This is a genomic window from Mesorhizobium loti (genome assembly GCA_014189435.1).
In the GTDB taxonomy this organism is placed as follows: domain Bacteria; phylum Pseudomonadota; class Alphaproteobacteria; order Rhizobiales; family Rhizobiaceae; genus Mesorhizobium; species Mesorhizobium loti_G.
In genome coordinates this window covers 2,952,123-2,968,539 of record CP050293.1, presented here as the reverse complement: position 1 = coordinate 2,968,539, position 16,417 = coordinate 2,952,123, and the positions used below count along the sequence as shown (strand labels likewise).

Annotated in this window: 19 protein-coding genes and 1 pseudogene; 11 read left to right on the top strand and 9 right to left on the bottom strand. The window is 62.6% G+C overall.

Going from position 1 to position 16,417, the window contains the following annotated elements; translation table 11 throughout:
* Positions 1–172 precede the first annotated feature (172 nt).
* Together HB777_14520 and HB777_14515 are read left to right on the top strand one after the other, a co-directional pair.
* Positions 173–931 (top strand): rhomboid family intramembrane serine protease, encoded by a 759-nt coding sequence (locus HB777_14520; protein ID QND64978.1) that lies wholly within the window; start codon positions 173–175, stop codon positions 929–931.
* An 87-nt stretch (positions 932–1,018) separates the two neighbouring features.
* A complete protein-coding gene (locus HB777_14515) occupies positions 1,019–1,450 on the top strand; it encodes a CBS domain-containing protein (protein ID QND64977.1) in 432 nt (143 codons plus the stop codon).
* 48 nt (positions 1,451–1,498) lie between these two features.
* Here HB777_14515 and HB777_14510 read toward each other — a convergent pair whose 3' ends face one another.
* Complete coding sequence (locus HB777_14510; protein ID QND64976.1) at positions 1,499–1,756, bottom strand: hypothetical protein; 258 nt, start codon at positions 1,754–1,756, stop codon at positions 1,499–1,501.
* Positions 1,757–2,034: 278 nt separating this feature from the next.
* Here HB777_14510 and gatB point away from each other — a divergent pair, with 278 nt between their 5' ends.
* The 4 genes from gatB to HB777_14490 all read left to right on the top strand — a co-directional run bounded on the left by gatB (position 2,035) and on the right by HB777_14490 (position 5,290).
* Positions 2,035–3,534 (top strand): Asp-tRNA(Asn)/Glu-tRNA(Gln) amidotransferase subunit GatB, encoded by a 1,500-nt coding sequence (gatB, locus tag HB777_14505; GenBank protein QND64975.1) that lies wholly within the window; start codon positions 2,035–2,037, stop codon positions 3,532–3,534.
* Between the two features lie 4 nt (positions 3,535–3,538).
* Positions 3,539–4,027, top strand: a complete 489-nt coding sequence (locus HB777_14500; GenBank protein ID QND64974.1) for a GNAT family N-acetyltransferase — start codon at positions 3,539–3,541, stop codon at positions 4,025–4,027.
* A 117-nt stretch (positions 4,028–4,144) separates the two neighbouring features.
* Positions 4,145–4,843: an AIM24 family protein gene (locus HB777_14495; GenBank protein QND64973.1), complete on the top strand. Its 699-nt coding sequence runs from the start codon at positions 4,145–4,147 to the stop codon at positions 4,841–4,843.
* A gap of 102 nt (positions 4,844–4,945) precedes the next feature.
* Entirely contained in the window at positions 4,946–5,290 is a 345-nt protein-coding gene (locus tag HB777_14490; GenBank protein ID QND64972.1) for a hypothetical protein, read from the top strand.
* Between the two features lie 40 nt (positions 5,291–5,330).
* Here the strand turns inward: HB777_14490 and HB777_14485 are convergent, their stop codons facing one another.
* Together HB777_14485 and panB are read right to left on the bottom strand one after the other, a co-directional pair.
* Positions 5,331–6,179, bottom strand: coding sequence for a pantoate--beta-alanine ligase (locus HB777_14485; protein QND64971.1), 849 nt, complete (start codon positions 6,177–6,179; stop codon positions 5,331–5,333).
* Positions 6,176–7,019, bottom strand: a pseudogene (gene panB / locus HB777_14480) (3-methyl-2-oxobutanoate hydroxymethyltransferase). Before panB ends, HB777_14485 begins: the two are co-directional and overlap by 4 nt.
* Before the next feature lie 228 nt (positions 7,020–7,247).
* Here panB and HB777_14475 point away from each other — a divergent pair.
* The 3 genes from HB777_14475 (at position 7,248) to HB777_14465 (ending at position 8,836) form a co-directional block, all read left to right on the top strand.
* A complete protein-coding gene (locus HB777_14475) occupies positions 7,248–7,646 on the top strand; it encodes an NADH:ubiquinone oxidoreductase subunit NDUFA12 (GenBank protein QND64970.1) in 399 nt (132 codons plus the stop codon).
* A 141-nt stretch (positions 7,647–7,787) separates the two neighbouring features.
* On the top strand, positions 7,788–8,375 hold the full coding sequence (locus tag HB777_14470; protein QND64969.1) for a DUF2155 domain-containing protein: 588 nt from the start codon (positions 7,788–7,790) through the stop codon (positions 8,373–8,375).
* A 74-nt stretch (positions 8,376–8,449) separates the two neighbouring features.
* Positions 8,450–8,836 carry a hypothetical protein gene (locus HB777_14465; GenBank protein ID QND64968.1) on the top strand — a complete coding sequence of 129 codons (387 nt, stop codon included), beginning with the start codon at positions 8,450–8,452 and terminating at the stop codon, positions 8,834–8,836.
* Positions 8,837–8,847: 11 nt separating this feature from the next.
* Here HB777_14465 and HB777_14460 read toward each other — a convergent pair whose 3' ends face one another.
* The 6 genes from HB777_14460 to HB777_14435 form a co-directional block, all read right to left on the bottom strand.
* Positions 8,848–9,465 carry a leucyl/phenylalanyl-tRNA--protein transferase gene (locus HB777_14460; GenBank protein QND64967.1) on the bottom strand — a complete coding sequence of 206 codons (618 nt, stop codon included), beginning with the start codon at positions 9,463–9,465 and terminating at the stop codon, positions 8,848–8,850.
* 12 nt (positions 9,466–9,477) lie between these two features.
* The gene (gene accC, locus HB777_14455; protein QND64966.1) at positions 9,478–10,821 is read right to left on the bottom strand and encodes an acetyl-CoA carboxylase biotin carboxylase subunit; all 1,344 of its coding nucleotides are present in this window, start codon (positions 10,819–10,821) and stop codon (positions 9,478–9,480) included.
* A 10-nt stretch (positions 10,822–10,831) separates the two neighbouring features.
* Positions 10,832–11,290 carry an acetyl-CoA carboxylase biotin carboxyl carrier protein gene (locus HB777_14450; GenBank protein QND64965.1) on the bottom strand — a complete coding sequence of 153 codons (459 nt, stop codon included), beginning with the start codon at positions 11,288–11,290 and terminating at the stop codon, positions 10,832–10,834.
* Between the two features lie 26 nt (positions 11,291–11,316).
* Positions 11,317–11,751 carry a type II 3-dehydroquinate dehydratase gene (gene aroQ / locus HB777_14445; protein QND64964.1) on the bottom strand — a complete coding sequence of 145 codons (435 nt, stop codon included), beginning with the start codon at positions 11,749–11,751 and terminating at the stop codon, positions 11,317–11,319.
* Positions 11,752–11,901: 150 nt separating this feature from the next.
* On the bottom strand, positions 11,902–12,705 hold the full coding sequence (locus HB777_14440) for a DsbA family protein (protein QND64963.1): 804 nt from the start codon (positions 12,703–12,705) through the stop codon (positions 11,902–11,904).
* 61 nt (positions 12,706–12,766) lie between these two features.
* A complete protein-coding gene (locus HB777_14435; GenBank protein QND68776.1) occupies positions 12,767–14,164 on the bottom strand; it encodes a M48 family metallopeptidase in 1,398 nt (465 codons plus the stop codon).
* A gap of 142 nt (positions 14,165–14,306) precedes the next feature.
* On the opposite strand from HB777_14435, the gene HB777_14430 reads away from it, so the two are divergent.
* Both HB777_14430 and HB777_14425 read left to right on the top strand, forming a co-directional pair.
* The gene (locus HB777_14430; GenBank protein QND64962.1) at positions 14,307–15,455 is read left to right on the top strand and encodes an aminotransferase class I/II-fold pyridoxal phosphate-dependent enzyme; all 1,149 of its coding nucleotides are present in this window, start codon (positions 14,307–14,309) and stop codon (positions 15,453–15,455) included.
* Positions 15,456–15,459: 4 nt separating this feature from the next.
* Entirely contained in the window at positions 15,460–16,407 is a 948-nt protein-coding gene (locus tag HB777_14425) for a glutaminase (GenBank protein ID QND64961.1), read from the top strand.
* Positions 16,408–16,417 lie beyond the last annotated feature (10 nt).

Below are 16,417 nucleotides of genomic sequence, written 5' to 3'. Positions count from 1 at the left end.
ATCGGCAGCACTTCAGTCAAGAGTTTTAGGGGAGCAGGGGGCTCGACCAGCCGTTCAAGGGAAACCTTGAACGGCTTCTTTTTGATTCGCGCCCAGCGATTCGCGGTTTGCTGTTCGGTCCGCGGTGATCTAGATGCTCGAACCCCTAATCCCGCAGTGAGTGCAATTTCAAATGAGTGAACCGGTAACTCCCTCGGAACTCGACCCGGTCGAGGACGCGCCGCCACAGCGGCGCGAGCCGGTGTTCAATCTGCCGCCGGTCGTGCTGGCGGTGATCGGCATCTGCGTGGCCGTCTATCTGCTGCAGCAGTATGTGTTGAGCGAGACCCAGCAGATGACGCTGCTGTATGACGGGGCCTTCATCCCTGTTCTCTACACCGGCCAATACGGCTTCGACTGGTTCCTTTTTTCCCGGCCCTTCACCTATGCCTTCATGCATGGTGGCCTTGCCCACATTGCCATCAACATGGTGTGGCTCGCCGCTTTCGGTTCGCCGTTGGCAAATCGCCTGGGCACGCTCTGGTTCGCTCTGTTCTTTGCCGTAACGGGGTTGGCTTCGGTCGCGCTTTTCTGGGCGATGCATCCTTACGGAGAAGCGCCGCTGGTCGGCGCTTCCGGCGCGATTTCGGGCATGATGGGGGCTGCGGCGCGTTTTGGTTTTCGCACCGACCGTTCGGTCGGCAAGGCTGCCTTCGCCGGTCCTGTGCTGCCGATCGCATTCGTATTGCGCTTGCGCGGTGTCGTCATCTTCCTCGCCATGTGGATGATCATCAACCTGGCCACCGGCCTTCTCGGCTTTGCCCCGGGGGTAGACGGCCAGATCGCCTGGGAGGCCCATATTGGCGGCTTCGTCGCGGGCTTCTTCGGCCTGCGCTGGTTCGACAGGCGATGGCAGGCGCCCGAGTGGGAGACGACCGACCACCGCACTTGAAATGCAACCGATCACGGCGCACGATGTTCACTCTTATGTGAAGGCCGGTCAGGGCAGGAACCGGCAGGCAAAGCAGAGGAGGACGCCATGACGGTTAAGGCAATTCTCGAGAAAAAAGGCCATGACGTGTTCACGCTCGGGCCGAACGAAAAGCTGAGCGAAGCCATCCGCATCCTGGCAGAGCACAAGATCGGCGCGCTGGTCATCACCAATGGCGATCGCAAAATCGTCGGCATCCTTTCGGAGCGCGACATCGTGCGGGTAGTCGCGCGCGAAGGTGGAGCCGCGCTCGATATTGCCGTGCGCTCGGCGATGACGCCGAAGGTGAAGATCTGCAACGAAAACCACACCGTCAACGAGGTGATGGAAATCATGACCCGAGGCCGTTTCCGCCATCTGCCGGTGGAAAAGGACGGTATGCTCGATGGCATCGTATCCATCGGCGACGTGGTCAAGCGCCGCATCGAGGATGTCGAACGCGAGGCCGACGAGATCAGGGCCTACATCGCCACCGCCTGAGCGGTGAAGGGAACCGCCGGCCGGAGGACCGACCGGCGGAGCCGTATTCTACCTGTTGTCGAGTTCGGAACGGACGAGTTCGAGCCCGCGCCGGGTGATGCGGTAGGGTCCGCCGCCCGACGAAGAAACAGCCTTCTTCCGCTTCAGCTTTCGAAACATGTCGAGATCGACATCCGGATAGTGCCAGCCGTCGCGGGTCAGGCATTTGACGGAGGCGATCCGCTTCTTTTCGTTCTTTTCGATTTCAATGCGTCCGCCCTGCGCGAGCAGGTGCAGGATGCGCTGTTCAGTGCGCGAAATATCCATGGGAGAGTTTCCGGGAAAACAAAAAATGCCGCCGCCGCGAAGCTTCGCGGCACGGGGTTTCAGGTCTTCTGCCCTGCCTCGCTAGGAGGTCAGGGCCTTACCGGGACTGAGCGTAAGTGGACATCCACTCTCCATTGGAATGGGCGTCCTATAGGCGAAAACAGCTGAAAAGGCCAGTCCGTGGCTTTGCGCTTGTCTCGTTGACCGGTTTGCACTAGCGAAGTTGCACACCAAAATATGCGTAACGCATAATCCGTAGTTCCAATACGCAGGCCACTATGTCCCTCATCGACACCCGCACGCTCGACGCCAAGCGCCTTGTTTCCGGTGCCACCGGCGACTGGGAGATCATCATCGGCCTCGAGGTCCATGCGCAGATCACCTCGGAAGCAAAGCTGTTTTCCGGCGCCTCGACCGCCTTCGGTGCCGCACCCAACGCCAATGTCAGCCTGGTCGACGCGGCTATGCCGGGAATGCTGCCCGTCATCAACGAGGAATGTGTCAAGCAGGCGATCCGCACCGGCCTTGGGCTGAAGGCGCAGATCAACCACAAATCGGTCTTCGACCGGAAAAACTATTTTTATCCCGACCTGCCGCAGGGCTACCAGATATCGCAGTTCAAGCAGCCGATCGTCGGCGAGGGCACGGTGATCGTCTCGGTCGGCCCGGACCGCCAGGGCGAATTCGAGGACATCGAGGTCGGCATCGAGCGGCTGCATCTGGAGCAGGATGCCGGCAAGTCGATGCACGACCAGCATCCGACCATGTCCTATGTCGATCTCAACCGCTCCGGCGTGGCGCTGATGGAGATTGTCTCCAAGCCGGACATGCGCTCGGCCGACGAAGCCAAGGCCTACGTCACCAAGCTGCGCACCATCGTGCGATATCTCGGCACTTGCGACGGCAACATGGACGAAGGTTCGATGCGCGCCGACGTCAACGTCTCGGTTCGCAAGCCGGGCGGCGAGTTCGGCACGCGCTGCGAGATCAAGAACGTCAACTCGATCCGCTTCATCGGCCAGGCCATCGATTACGAGGCGCGCCGGCAGATCGCCATCCTCGAGGATGGCGGCAAGATCGACCAGGAAACGCGGCTGTTCGACGCCGTCAAGGGCGAGACGCGCTCGATGCGCACCAAGGAAGAGGCGCACGACTATCGCTATTTCCCCGATCCCGATCTTCTGCCGCTGGAATTCGACCAGGCCTATGTCGATGCGCTGGCCAAGGAATTGCCGGAACTGCCCGATGACAAGAAGGCGCGGCTGATCGCATCGCTCGGCCTGTCGACCTACGACGCGTCGATCCTGGTGTCGGAAAAGCCGATCGCCGACTATTTCGAGAAGGTGGCCGCCGGCCGCGACGGCAAGCTCGCCGCCAATTGGGTCATCAACGATCTGCTCGGGCAACTGAACAAGGCCGGAAAAGACATTGAAAACGCCCCGGTTTCGCCCGATCAACTCGGCGCGGTCATCGACCTGATCAAGGATGGCACCATCTCCGGCAAGATCGCCAAGGACCTGTTCGAGATCGTCTGGAACGAGGGCGGCGATCCGCGCCAGCTGGTCGAGAGCCGTGGCATGAAGCAGGTCACCGACACCGGCGCCATCGAGAAGGCTGTCGACGAGGTGATCGCAGCCAACCCGGACAAGGTCGAACAGGCGCGCGCCAAGCCGAGCATGGCCGGCTGGTTCGTTGGCCAGGTGATGAAGGCGACCGGCGGCAAGGCCAACCCGCAAGCGGTCAACGACCTCGTCAAGGCCAAGCTGGGCATCGAGTAGGGCCGTGTTCGTCCGCACCGCAGGCGAACGCGACCTTGCCGCTGTGCGGACGCTGCTGGTGGAAACCTGGCATGCGACCTATGACGCCATTTATGGCGCTGCAAAAGTCACCGAGATCACCGATGAATGGCACTCGATTGCCTCGCTCCGCTCACGGCTGACACGGCCGAACTCGGAATTCCTGGTGGCCGATGATGGCAAGCGCATCGGCGGCATGGCTTTCGCCGCCGCAACCGCGGATGCGAAAATCATCCTGCTGAACCAGCTCTACGTCCATCCGGACTGCCAAAGGCGAGGGATCGGGCAAGCACTGCTCGACGAGGTCGAAACCAGTTTCCCGGAAGCGCGAACGCTGCGCATCGAGGTCGAGGAGGCCAATGGCGCCGCCATTGCTTTCTACCGATCGAAAGGGTTTTTGCCCGTCAGCGCTGCCGCGAAGTCCCATGAAACCTCAAAGCCGACGACGCTGAGTTTCGAGAAGCCGCTCGGATAGACAGCCCCCGGCCAGCAATTGTCTCGCGTTTTTGATTTGACCGCTCCCTGCAGCCGTATCAACGCTGCCTGAGCCCGCGACCGCATGCAAGGGACGCGACGGCCGAGGGGGATGTTCATGCCAAGCTTGCCGGAATTGATGCCGACACAGGTGTCGGACGAGACCTTTGGCGGCGTTACCTATCACATAGCGGGCGAGCTGGTGCCGGTGCTTTCGGTCGATGTCACGCGCATGCCGGTCTATTTCGAGCACCACATCCTGCTGTGGAAGAATTCCACCATCACCATCGGCCTGAAATCACTGAAGGGTGCGCTGAAGCGCATGATGGCCGGCATGCAGATCTTCGTCACCGAGGCGTCGGGGGCGGGCATCATTGCCTTCAGCCGCGATGGGCCGGGCCACATCGTGCCGATCCATCTGAGGCACGGCGAGGAGATCCAGGTGCGCGAGCACCAGTTTCTCGCGGCCACCGGCAATGTCGACTACACTTTCGAGCGTGTGCGCGGCCTGGCGACGATGCTGTTTGGCCAGAGCGGCTTCTTCATCGACCGTTTTCGCGGCGATTCTGGCGACGGCATCGTCTGGCTGCACGGCTATGGCAACGTCTTCGAAAAGACGCTCGCCGCCGGCGAAACCATCGACATCGAACCGGGTGGCTGGCTGTTCAAGGATGTCTCGGTCAGGATGGAAACCAAGGTCGACCGCCTGTCGAGCGGCTTCTTCGGCGCCAACATGAATTTCATCGTCAACCGCTTCACCGGGCCGGGCAGGGTCGGCATCCAGTCGATGTATCTGCATATGCCGACCGAGGAATAGTTCGACGAAGGTCACTGGCGGGCAGCACCGCATGGCGGCACCGGTCCGGCCATGCGTCATCCCGGCATTTGCTGTGCCGGCTCACGACGGATATGCAAGACTATGACCAAACTGTCCCGGACCGCAGCGCTGGCGCTGCTCGCCATCATCATTTTCGCGACCTTGTCGCCGATCCAGATGCGGCCACACATCGCCGAAGCGAATGTCGAGCGTGCCTTGGCTTATGTCCTGTTGGGCTTCGCCCTGGCGCTCGGCTTCCCCAACCGACTCTATCAAGCCGTGATCTTTGTGGCTGTGACCGCCGGCATGCTGGAGCTGCTTCAGATCATTGATCCCGGTCGTCACGCACGCCTCATCGATGCATTGGTGAAAGCCTTTGCCGGGGTGGTTGGGATCGTCGCGGGACACCTGATCGTCAGGGCCGGTGGACAAAAGAGCGAGAGGTAGGCGCGGCAGCAATCCGCCGCGGAGGATCGAGCCCTCCGCGCTAGTCAGAAGGAACCTCCACATTGTCGATCAGCCTGGTCTTGCCGAGCCAGGCGGCTGCCAGCAGGCGCCCTTCGCGGTCCTGACGCCAAGGTGCCAGCGTCAGGCTTTCGCGGGCCTCGACATAGTCGACTTTTTGGAAGCCGGCGGCGATGAGGGCGCGGCTGGCCTCTTCGGTTGCGTCGCTCTGGTCGGCGCCTGCCGCCAGGGCCACTGCTGTGTTGCGCAATATCACGTTGAGCTGGCGAGCGATCTTCAGTTCGGCCTCACTGAGATAGGCATTGCGTGACGACATGGCGAGACCATGCGCGTCGCGTATCGTCGGTGCGCCGATGATCTCGACGGGCAGGTCGAGGTCGCGGCAGAGTTGCCTGACGACGCAAAGCTGCTGGTAGTCCTTCTCGCCAAAGACCGCACAGTCGGGCGTTGCCTGCAGGAGGAGTTTTGCCACCACGGTGGCGACGCCGTCGAAAAAGGTTGGCCGAAAATCTGATTCGAGCCCGACGGAGGGGCCGCCGACCGAGATTTTCGTGGTGAAGCCGGCAGGATACATCTCGCCAACCGTCGGTGTGAAGGCAAGATCGGCCTTTGCCACGCCCAGCCTGTCGAGGTCGCTGGCGAGCTGGCGCGGGTATTTGTCGAGGTCTTCGGTCGGCGCGAACTGCGTCGGGTTGACGAAGATCGACACGACGCAGCGCTCGGCCCTTTCGAGCGCGATCCTGACCAGCGAGATATGCCCGTCATGCAACGCGCCCATGGTCGGCACCATGGCGACACGGAGGCCATCGCGCCGCCAGTCGTGGATTTGCGCGCGAAGTGCGGCAACGCTGTCGACGACGGGTTGGTTCATACGTCGTCCCTGCTCTTTGTCGCCGAAAAGACATGGCCGGGGCCGGGGAATGTCCGGCTTCGCACCTCCGCTGCATAACTTTCGGCGGCATGCGAGATCACGCTGCGCAGATCGGCATATTCCTTGACGAATTTAGGCACGCGGTCGACGGTGAGCCCGACCATGTCGTCGATGACCAGGATCTGGCCGTCGCAGTCGCCGCTGGCGCCGATGCCGATGGTTGGAATGGCGAGGCGGCGGGTGATATCGGCGGCGGCCGTCTCGACCGTGCCTTCGATGACCACCGAGAAAGCCCCGGCATTCTCGACGGCAAGCGCATCGCGAAGCAAAGCCGCGACATTCTCGTCGGTGCGACCCTTGATCTTGTAGCCGCCTTCCTTCTCCACCGATTGCGGCAGCAGGCCAATATGTCCCATGACCGGAATGCCGGTGGCGACGATGGCCGCGATTTGCGGGATCATGTCGACGCCGCCTTCGAGTTTCACCGCCTGGCAGCCGGTTTCGTCGATTACCCGCCGCGCCGAGGCAACGGCTTGTGCCGCCGAATCCTCATAGGCGCCAGCCGGCAGGGTCGACGACGACGCAGGCCCTGGTCGAGCCGCGCATCACCGCCTGGCCATGCGCGATCATCATCTCCAGCGAGGCGCCCAGCGTCGTCTTGTGGCCATGCAGGACCATGGCCACGCTGTCGCCGACCAGAAGCAGGTCGACATGGTCGTCGAGCAGACGGGCGACGGGATAGGTGTAGGCGGTCAGGCAGACAATCGGCGTGCCGCCCTTGCGGCGGCGAATCGCCTCAGCGCTGATGCGGATGTCGGTGGTCGGCAATTCCGTGGCCAATCGTCACCTCTTCGGCCTGCAGCCGGGTTGGATACCCCGCATGGCGCGCAGAGCTTTAGAAAGACCGCAAAGGCTTGGCAAGCGCCCATCCTGTCGTCCGGAAGGATCACGGGTTTGTGTCGGGTTTCCGGCAAGCCATTTGCAAGCTCCCCGTGGCAAAACCCTTGCCTTCGGCAAGGCCTGACGCCATAAGCAGGAAACGGGCGCCGCCGGCGCGAGGGTTTTGTGATGAAGACTTTCCTTACGCAGTTTTTCACCTGGTGGAACAGCCAGACGCTGGGAACGCGCCTGCACACCTGGCGGCATGGCAAGAAGGTCGGACAGGACGAAACTGGCAACGTCTATTACGAGGGTGGCATCGATTCGGAAGGGCGCACGCGCCGCTGGGTCATCTACCGGAACTATTCGGAAGCCTCCGCGATCCCGCCTGGCTGGCACGGCTGGATCCATCACCGTGTCGACGTCGCGCCGTCCGGCGAAGACTACAAGCCGCGCGACTGGCAGAAGTCGCATCAGCCCAATCTGACCGGCACTCCGGCAGCTTATCGCCCGAAGGGTTCGGTGCTGACCAATCAGCATCGCCCGCAGGTCACGGGTGACTATGACGCCTGGACACCTGGGTCGTAACGGCCCCGGCCTGTAACGGCGCAAGGTGCAAGCCGGTCCTTTATCGCCACAATTGGTGTTTAGCTGCTTGCTGATCAGAAAACGGCGACTAGCCTTGGCGATCGACAGAATCACCCCGGCGCGAACCACCGGTATCCCTATATGAGCTTTTTCAACCTGACATCGACGGCCGGCCTGACATTGGCCGCCAGCCTTGCCGTCGGCACCGCGGCCTTTGCCGCTTCGCCCGAACCCGCCGCACCGGCGCCGGCGCCCCCCGCGGGATCGGAGCGGGTCACCAATCCCATCGCCGAGTTTGCCGGCATCGACAAGATCACCGGCCGCATCATCACTTTCGATGTCTATATCGACGAGACTGTGCAGTTCGGTGCTTTGCAGGTGACGCCGCGCGTCTGCTATTCGCGGCCGCAGACCGAAGAGCCGAAAACCGATTCCTTCGTCGAGGTCGACGAGATCACGCTCGACCGCAAGATCCGCCGCATCTTCACCGGCTGGATGTTTGCCGAAAGCCCCGGTCTCAACGCCGTCGAGCATGCCGTCTATGACGTCTGGCTGAAGGAATGCAAGCAGAAGTCGGATGTGCCGGCGCCCGATGGCGCCAAGGCCGACGCAACCAAAGCCGACGCTCCCAAGCCCGCTGCGGCCAAACCGAAGCCTGCAGCCACTCCGGATGTGACAGAGCCTGATGTGACAGAGCCGGACACTTCGGAACCCGATACGACCAACTGATCCTCCGGAACCGTCCTGGCCACCACGCGTTGGCCATGGACGACAGCGCATTTGTGCGCAGGGAGGATCTTCCGATGTCAGACAGCAAGCGCATCACGGCCGGAAAGGCCGAATTACTGGAACTCGAAAAGGGGTTCTGGACGGGCGACGCGGCCTACTATGCGGCCAATGCCGACACCGAATGCCTGGTGGCATTTCCGCAGATGGCCAAGGCAATGGACAATGCCGATCTCGCCAAGACCGCAACCAAGCCCAACCGCTGGCGGGACCTGAAGATCGACCTCAAGGGTATTATCGAGCCGGGCAGCGACATCGTCATGCTGACTTACGAGGCGCATGCGACACGCGAGAATGGCGAACCCTACGCGGCACTGGTCAGCACCGGTTACGTCCATCGCGTCAACGGCTGGAAGATGATGTTCCATTCGCAGACGCCGATGGAAGCCGCTGCTGGGAAGTAAGGGCTCGATCGTCAGGGATAGAATACAGCCTCGCCCTTCAGCGCGTCGGCCAGCATCTTTTCATATTTGCCGCGCGGCACGTCGACCGCGCCGAAGCGTTTGAGGTGCTCGGTGGTGAACTGCGTATCAAGCAGGGCAAAGCCGCGCGCCTTCAAGCGCTCGACGAGATAATAGAGGCAGGTCTTGGAGGCGTCCGTCTCCCTGGCGAACATGCTCTCGCCGAAAAACACCCGGCCAAGCGACACGCCATAGAGACCGCCGACCAGCCGGTCCTCGCGCCACGCTTCGACCGAGTGACAATGCCCTATCCGATGCAGTTCGACATAGGCTTCGCGGATCGGCGCATTGATCCAGGTCGACCTCCGCTCCGCGCGCTTTTCGGCGCAGCCGTCGATGGTGGCTTCGAAATCGAAATCGAAACGAATGTCGAAAGGGTGCTTCTTGATCGTTTTCCGGAGGCTTTTCGGTGCGTGGAACCCATCGAGCGGAATGATGCCGCGCGTCTCCGGTCGCACCCAGAACACTTCCGGGTCGCCGGCGCTTTCGGCCATCGGGAACACGCCCGAGGCATAGGCCTTGAGCAAAAGGTCGGTGGGGATGCGATAGCCGGGCGCGTAGGGGCGGGTCATCGCGTTCCCGCGCTACTCTTCCTTGGCCAGATATTTTTCCAGCCAGTGGATGTCATAGTCGCCATTGGCGATGTCGGCATTGCCGACGAGATCGCGAAACAGCGGCAGCGTCGTCTTGATGCCGTCGACGACGAATTCATCGAGCGCGCGGCGCAGCCGCATCATGCACTCGACGCGGTTGCGCCCATGCACGATCAGCTTGCCGATCAGGCTGTCGTAATAGGGTGGGATCTTGTAGCCGGAATAGACGCCGGAATCGACGCGGATGCCGAGACCACCCGGCGTGTGGAAATGGGTGATCGTGCCGGGCGAGGGGGTGAAGGTGCGCGGGTCCTCGGCATTGATGCGGCATTCGATGGCGTGGCCGTTGAACTTGATGTCCTCCTGCTTCACCGAAAGGCCGCCGCCGGAGGCGACGCGGATCTGCTCGTGCACAAGGTCGATGCCGGTGATCGCTTCCGTCACCGGATGCTCGACCTGCAGGCGCGTGTTCATCTCGATGAAATAGAACTCGCCGTTCTCGTAGAGGAATTCGATGGTGCCGGCGCCGGAATAGCCGAGATCGGCGATCGCCTTGGCGCAGATGCCGCCGATACGGGCGCGCTCTTCGGCATTGAGGGCCGGCGAGGGCGCCTCTTCCCAGACCTTCTGGTGGCGGCGCTGCAAGGAACAGTCGCGCTCGCCGAAATGCACGCCGCCGCCAAAGCCGTCGCCGAACACCTGCACCTCGATGTGGCGCGGCTTTTCCAGATATTTCTCGATGTAGACGGCATCGTCGCCGAAGGCCGCACCGGCTTCCGTGCTCGCCGTTTGCAAGGCGATCTCAAGATCAGCCTCGGTAAGCGCGACCTTCATACCGCGCCCGCCACCGCCGGCCGATGCCTTGATGATCACGGGATAGCCGATCTCGGCGGCAATGCGCCTGGCTTCCTTTTGATCGGTGACGGCGCCGTCCGAACCGGGCACGACCGGAATGCCGAGGCGCTTTGCGGTGCGCTTGGCTTCGATCTTGTCGCCCATGATGCGGATGTGATCGCCGGACGGGCCGATGAAGGTGATGTTGTGCGCGGCCAGGATGTCGGCGAACTTGGCGTTCTCCGACAGGAAGCCGTAACCCGGATGCACGGCGTCGGCGCCGGTGATTTCGCAGGCCGCGACGATCTGATGGATGTTGAGGTAGCTGTCGCGCGATGGCGGCGGGCCGATGCAGACGCTCTCGTCGGCGAGCCGCACATGCATGGCGTCGGCGTCGGCGGTCGAATGCACCACCACCGTCTGGATGCCGAGTTCCTTGCAGGCGCGCAGGACCCGGAGGGCGATTTCGCCGCGATTGGCGATGAGGATCTTCTGGAACATCAGGTCCGCTCTACTCGATCACGACGAGCGGCATGCCATATTCGACCGGCTGCGAATCCTCGAACAGGATCGCCGTCACCGTACCGGCGCGCGGCGAGGGGATCTGGTTCATCGTCTTCATCGCTTCGATGATCAGCAGTGTCTGGCCTTCCTTGACCTTCTGGCCGACCTCGATGAACGCCTTGGCGTCCGGCGACGGCGCCAGATAGGCGGTGCCGACCATCGGCGAGGTGACCGCATTCTTGGAAAGGTCCGCCACAACGGGCACGGCAACGGCGGCAGCTTGCGCTGCTGCCGGCGCATAGGCCGGCTGCGGCGCTGCGATCGCATGAACGGCCGGCGCCTGCCGCGATACGCGCACCTTCAGGTCACCCAGTTCAACCTCGATCTCGGTGAGGTTGGTGTCGTTCAGTATGCCCGCCAGATCGCGGATCAGCTGCTGGTCAACACCGGTCTTCTTTATCGACATTTTCGAGCCTTCTGTTTGTTGGCCGGTCATAGGCGTGCTGCCAGCGCCTGCAATGCCAGCGTGTAGCCGAGCGGCCCAAAGCCACAGATCATGCCGACGGCGACCGGCGCGACCATGGAGACGTGGCGGAATGGTTCCCGCGCATGGATGTTGGAAAGATGAACTTCGGCGACGGGCAGCGGCGCGATGGCGCGGATGGCGTCGTGGATGGCGATCGAGGTGTGGCTGTAGGCGCCCGGATTGATGACGATGCCGACAGCCTTGTCGCCGGCTTCCTGGATCCAGTCGACAAGGTCGCCCTCGTGGTTCGACTGGCGGAAATCGATCTCGAGCCCGAGCGCCGTGCCGGCCGCCTTGCAGTCGTCCGCGATGGCGGCAAGCGTCTTGCCGCCATAGATGCCCGGCTCGCGCTTGCCGAGCGCGTTGAGATTGGGACCGTTCAGGACGAAAACCGTTTTCAAAAAAGCCGACCTTTCCCCGCGCCGACATCAAGCCGGCGCGCTGGGCCCTCTATAATGGGCATAGCCGCCCGCGGAAAGAGCGCAAGTGCGTTCTTTCACTGTCCACAACAGGCGGAAATGTGCCCGTGAGAAATATGCTGGTGAGCAAGATCAAAGCGCGGCCTTCGCCGCCTCGATCTTTTCCGCCAGCACTTCCTGCCCGAGCGCCCCGAACACCACCTCGTTGCCGACCACATAGGACGGCGTTCCGGTGATGGCCAGCTTGTTGGCAAGGTCATAGGTCTTGGCGAGAGCCTCGTTGATTGTCGGGTCCTTCATCTTCTCGCGCAGCACGGCTTCGTCGGCGCCGAGCGACAGCGCGACCTTGATGGCCGCCGCCTCGGTGGCGCGTCCCTGGCCGCCGAGCAGCGCATTGTGGAACTCGCCGTACTTTTCCGGGTGCATCAGGTGGAAGGCCATCGAAACGACGCTCGCCTTCTGCGAATCCGGTCCGAGGATGGGGAATTCCTTGAGCACGAAGCGCAGGTCTTGATCGGACTTGGTCAGCGCCTTCATGTCGTCGATGGCGCGTTTGCAGAAGCCGCAATTGTAGTCGTAGAACTCGACGATGGTGACCTTGCCGTCCGGATTGCCGACAACGCCGTCGAAGGCCGAATTGAAGATTTGATCCTTGGCATTCTTGATCACGCCGAGATGAGCGATGCGCTGCTCTTCCTTCTGCTTCGCCTCGAGCGCATCCTGGACCTCCAGAAGGACTTCCGGGTTCTTCAACAGATAGTCGCGGATGATGCCTTCGACCTCGGCGCGGTCGATCTTGGTGTCGGCCGCAGCCGTCTCGACGGGCTGCGCCGTGCCAGCCCTGGCAGTCTGTGGGCTTCCGGCCACGAATCCGAAAGCCAGCATGGCCAGGGCGACCGCAACCCCCGTGGTGCCCAGCAGCAGTGCCTTTTTCATCGTTCCTGTTCCTTCTACCTGTTTTCCGGTCTGGCTGTGTCGCAGCGCGCGACCGGAAGGTTCACTTGATCTTGGTTGATGCTTTGTAGTTTATGATATCCTGGGCGCGAAGCCAGCGTGGCTCGCCACGCTTCATCTCTTGTTGCGCCCGCATGGCGAAAATCTTCGCATCCTTGTAGTTGCCGGAATAGAAGTGGCCCTCGGCGGTGGCGAGTTCGGCGCCCGGTATGTCGCCCAGCTCGCCATAGGCCTGCGCCAGATAGCGATACCCGGCCGAATTTTCCTTGTCGCGCCCGAGGCCATTGTTGATCTGCACGACGGCTTTCTTGAGCGAGTCGGGTGTGCCGACCGCCATCAGAGCCTGACCAAGCGAGACAGGCAGCAGTCCGGATCGCGCCGGATCGAGGCTGACCGCCTTGGCGTAGGCGTCGGCCGCATCCTTGGGCTTGTTTGCCTTCATCAGGATGTCACCGCGCAGTTCCTGGAAATACGCGTTCTTCGGCTGTGCCTTGATCAGTGCATTGGTCTTGGCGAGCGCGGCGGCGATACTGCCGAACAGGTAGGTCGACTGGGCATCGCCATATTGCGCGGCAAGGGTCCCTTGCATCTTTCGCATCAGCCGCGATGCGGCGGCCTGGCCTTCCATGTAGACGGCGATCTTCACCCGCATCATGTCATGGCGCTGCTGCAGCGCGGGCGGGTCCAGCCTGTCGACATTGGGGCTCTGTTTCACCAGCACTTCGAGATTGGCGATGCGGTCCTGCGGCATCGGATGGCTGATCCGGTAGGGATCGACCTGGGCGCCCGACAGCGACAGCGCCGTCTGGAAGCGGTGGAACGTCTTCAGCATGCCCATGCCGGACTGGCCGGTGGCGTTGAGATAGGTGATCGCCGAGCGGTCGGCGGTCATCTCCTCAGTGCGCTGATAGGCGAGGATGCTGCGCTGTGCCATCTCGCCGCCGCCAGCCGCCACGCCCATGCCGGCGCCGGCGAGGCCGCGGCTGTTGGTGGTCGCACCGGCGACGATGGCGCCCGCACCAAGCAATGTTGCGATGATGGCCATCGTCTTGGCGCGTTCGAGTTGGTCGCGCAGCTTCTGCTGGTGGCCGCCGGCGATATGGCCGGCTTCGTGGGCAATGACGCCGATGATCTCGTTGGGCGTTTCGGCCGTCATCAGCGCGCCGGTGTTGATGAACAGCCGGCGCCCGGTGACAAAGGCGTTGAAACTCTGGTCGTTGACCAGAACGATGTCGATGCCATCATTCGCCAGGCCCGCCGCCCTGAAGATCGGCCGCGCGTAATCGCGCACCAGCGCCTCGATCTCGGCGTCGCGCACCACCGGCATGTTCTGGGCGAAGGCGCTGACCGAACTCGCCATTGCAACGGCAACGCCAAGCGAAAGCGTCGCGAAGACGCGCGCTGCCTGGGCAATCGTCGATCTGGGTCGGCTCAACATGATGGCTCCACTGGTAGACGAGCGGGCGAAAGATGAAAAGTCGGCGCCGGAAACTTCCTCAACTTGTGATCCTCACATCAATCGGGCATTTGTGCGGCGCATGCGCCAGTGCTTGGCGCCGTCAGTCATCGGGAATACTGGTTAAATGGTCGTTTCGCTCTCACGCCGTGGCAATGTCGAGCCCTTCCATGCCATGGACATTCTGGCCGAGGCAAACCGGCTGAAAGCCCAGGGCGTGCCGGTTGTTTCGATGGCCGTCGGCCAGCCCTCCGATCCCGCGCCGGTTCTGGTTCGCGCGGCTGCAGCCAAGGCGCTGCAGGACGGACGCATCGGCTACACCGACGCGCTCGGCCTCGCTGCCTTGCGCAAGGCGATCGCCGGACACTACGCCGATCACTACGGGCTTGATATCGAGCCCGGCCGGATCGCGGTGACGACCGGGTCGTCGGCCGCCTTCAATCTCGCCTTCCTGGCGATGTTCGATCCGGGTGACCGCGTCGCCATCGCGGCGCCCGGCTATCCCGCCTATCGCAACATCATGGCCGCACTCGGCATCGACGTGGTCGAGATCGAGCTTGGCGACGCCGCCTACCTGCATGCCGGCCATCTGGAGACCGCGCATCGTGAAAAGCCGCTGAAGGGTGTTCTGTTCGCCAGTCCGGCCAATCCGACCGGGGCGGTCATTCCGGCCGATGAACTGGCGGCCCTGGTGAGGACGGCACAAGAACTCGGCATCGCCGTCATCTCCGACGAGATCTACCATCGGCTGGCCTATGCCGCCCCCGACACCACCGCACTTGCCTATGGCGGCGACGTGACGGTGATCAACTCGTTCTCGAAATACTATTGCATGACCGGCTGGCGCATCGGCTGGATGGTGTTGCCGCAAGACTTGGTGCGGCCGGTCGAGCGCGTCGCCCAGAGCCTCTACATCTCGCCGCCGGAACTGTCGCAGATTGCCGCGATCGAGGCGTTCAGGGCGACTGACGAGCTCGAGGCGGTGAAAGGCCGTTACGCCTGGAACCGGGAACTCCTGATGAAACGCCTGCCGGAACTCGGCTTTCCGTTGGCAGCGCCCATGGACGGCGCCTTCTATGCCTTCTGCGATGTCACCAGGCATACCAACGACAGCATGGCCTTCGCACGCAAGATGCTGGCTGAGGCGCATGTGGCGGCGACACCCGGCCGCGACTTCGATACCCAGGCGGGGCATCGGACCATGCGCTTCTCCTACGCCGGCAGCCACGACGACATGGTCGAGGCGATGGCGCGCATCGAACGCTGGTTGAGGTAGCGCCATGCCGGAACTCGAACAGGCCCTCAAACTTGATCAGGCATTGGCCGAAGTCGCAGCCGAAATGGCCGATCGCACCGATCGCGGTGACGTCGCTTCCTACATTCCGCAGCTGGGCAAGGTCGATCCGAAGAAGTTCGGTATTGCCGCCGTCACCAATGACGGCCGCGTGCTGACAGCAGGCGATGCCGATCAGGCCTTTTCGATCCAGAGTATCTCGAAGGTGTTCACGCTGACGCTGGCGCTCGGCAATGTCGGCGACGCGCTGTGGCAGCGGGTTGGGCGCGAACCGTCAGGCAATCCGTTCAACTCGATCGTGCAGCTCGAGCACGAGAACGGCATTCCGCGCAATCCGTTCATCAATGCCGGCGCCATCGTCATTTCCGACATCCTGCTTGCCGGCCACCAGCCGCGCGAAGCGATCGGCGAAATCCTGCGCTTCATCCAGTTCCTGGCCGACGACGAGACCATCATCATCGACCGCGAGGTCGCGGCGTCTGAACGGGCCACCGGCTATCGCAACTTTGCGCTTGCCAACTACATGAAATCCTTCGGCAATCTTCACCATGCGCCGGAGCTGGCGCTGGGCGTCTATTTCCACCACTGCGCCATCGCCATGAGCTGCCGGCAACTGGCGCTCGCCGGTCGCTTCCTCGCCAATGGCGGCAAGAACCCGGCGACCGGGCATAGCGTGGTGTCGGCCGAGCGGGCACGCCGCATCGGCGCCATGATGCTGACCTGCGGCCACTATGACGGTTCCGGCGATTTCGCCTTCCGCGTCGGCATCCCCGGCAAGAGCGGCGTTGGCGGCGGCATATTGGGTATCGTGCCGGGCGTGGCGTCGCTTGCCGTCTGGTCGCCCGGTCTCAATGCCAACGGCAATTCCAAGCTGGGTTCGATCGCGCTGGAAAAACTGGCCAGGATGATGAACTGGTCGATCTTCGCGCCGTAGCTCTCACGGT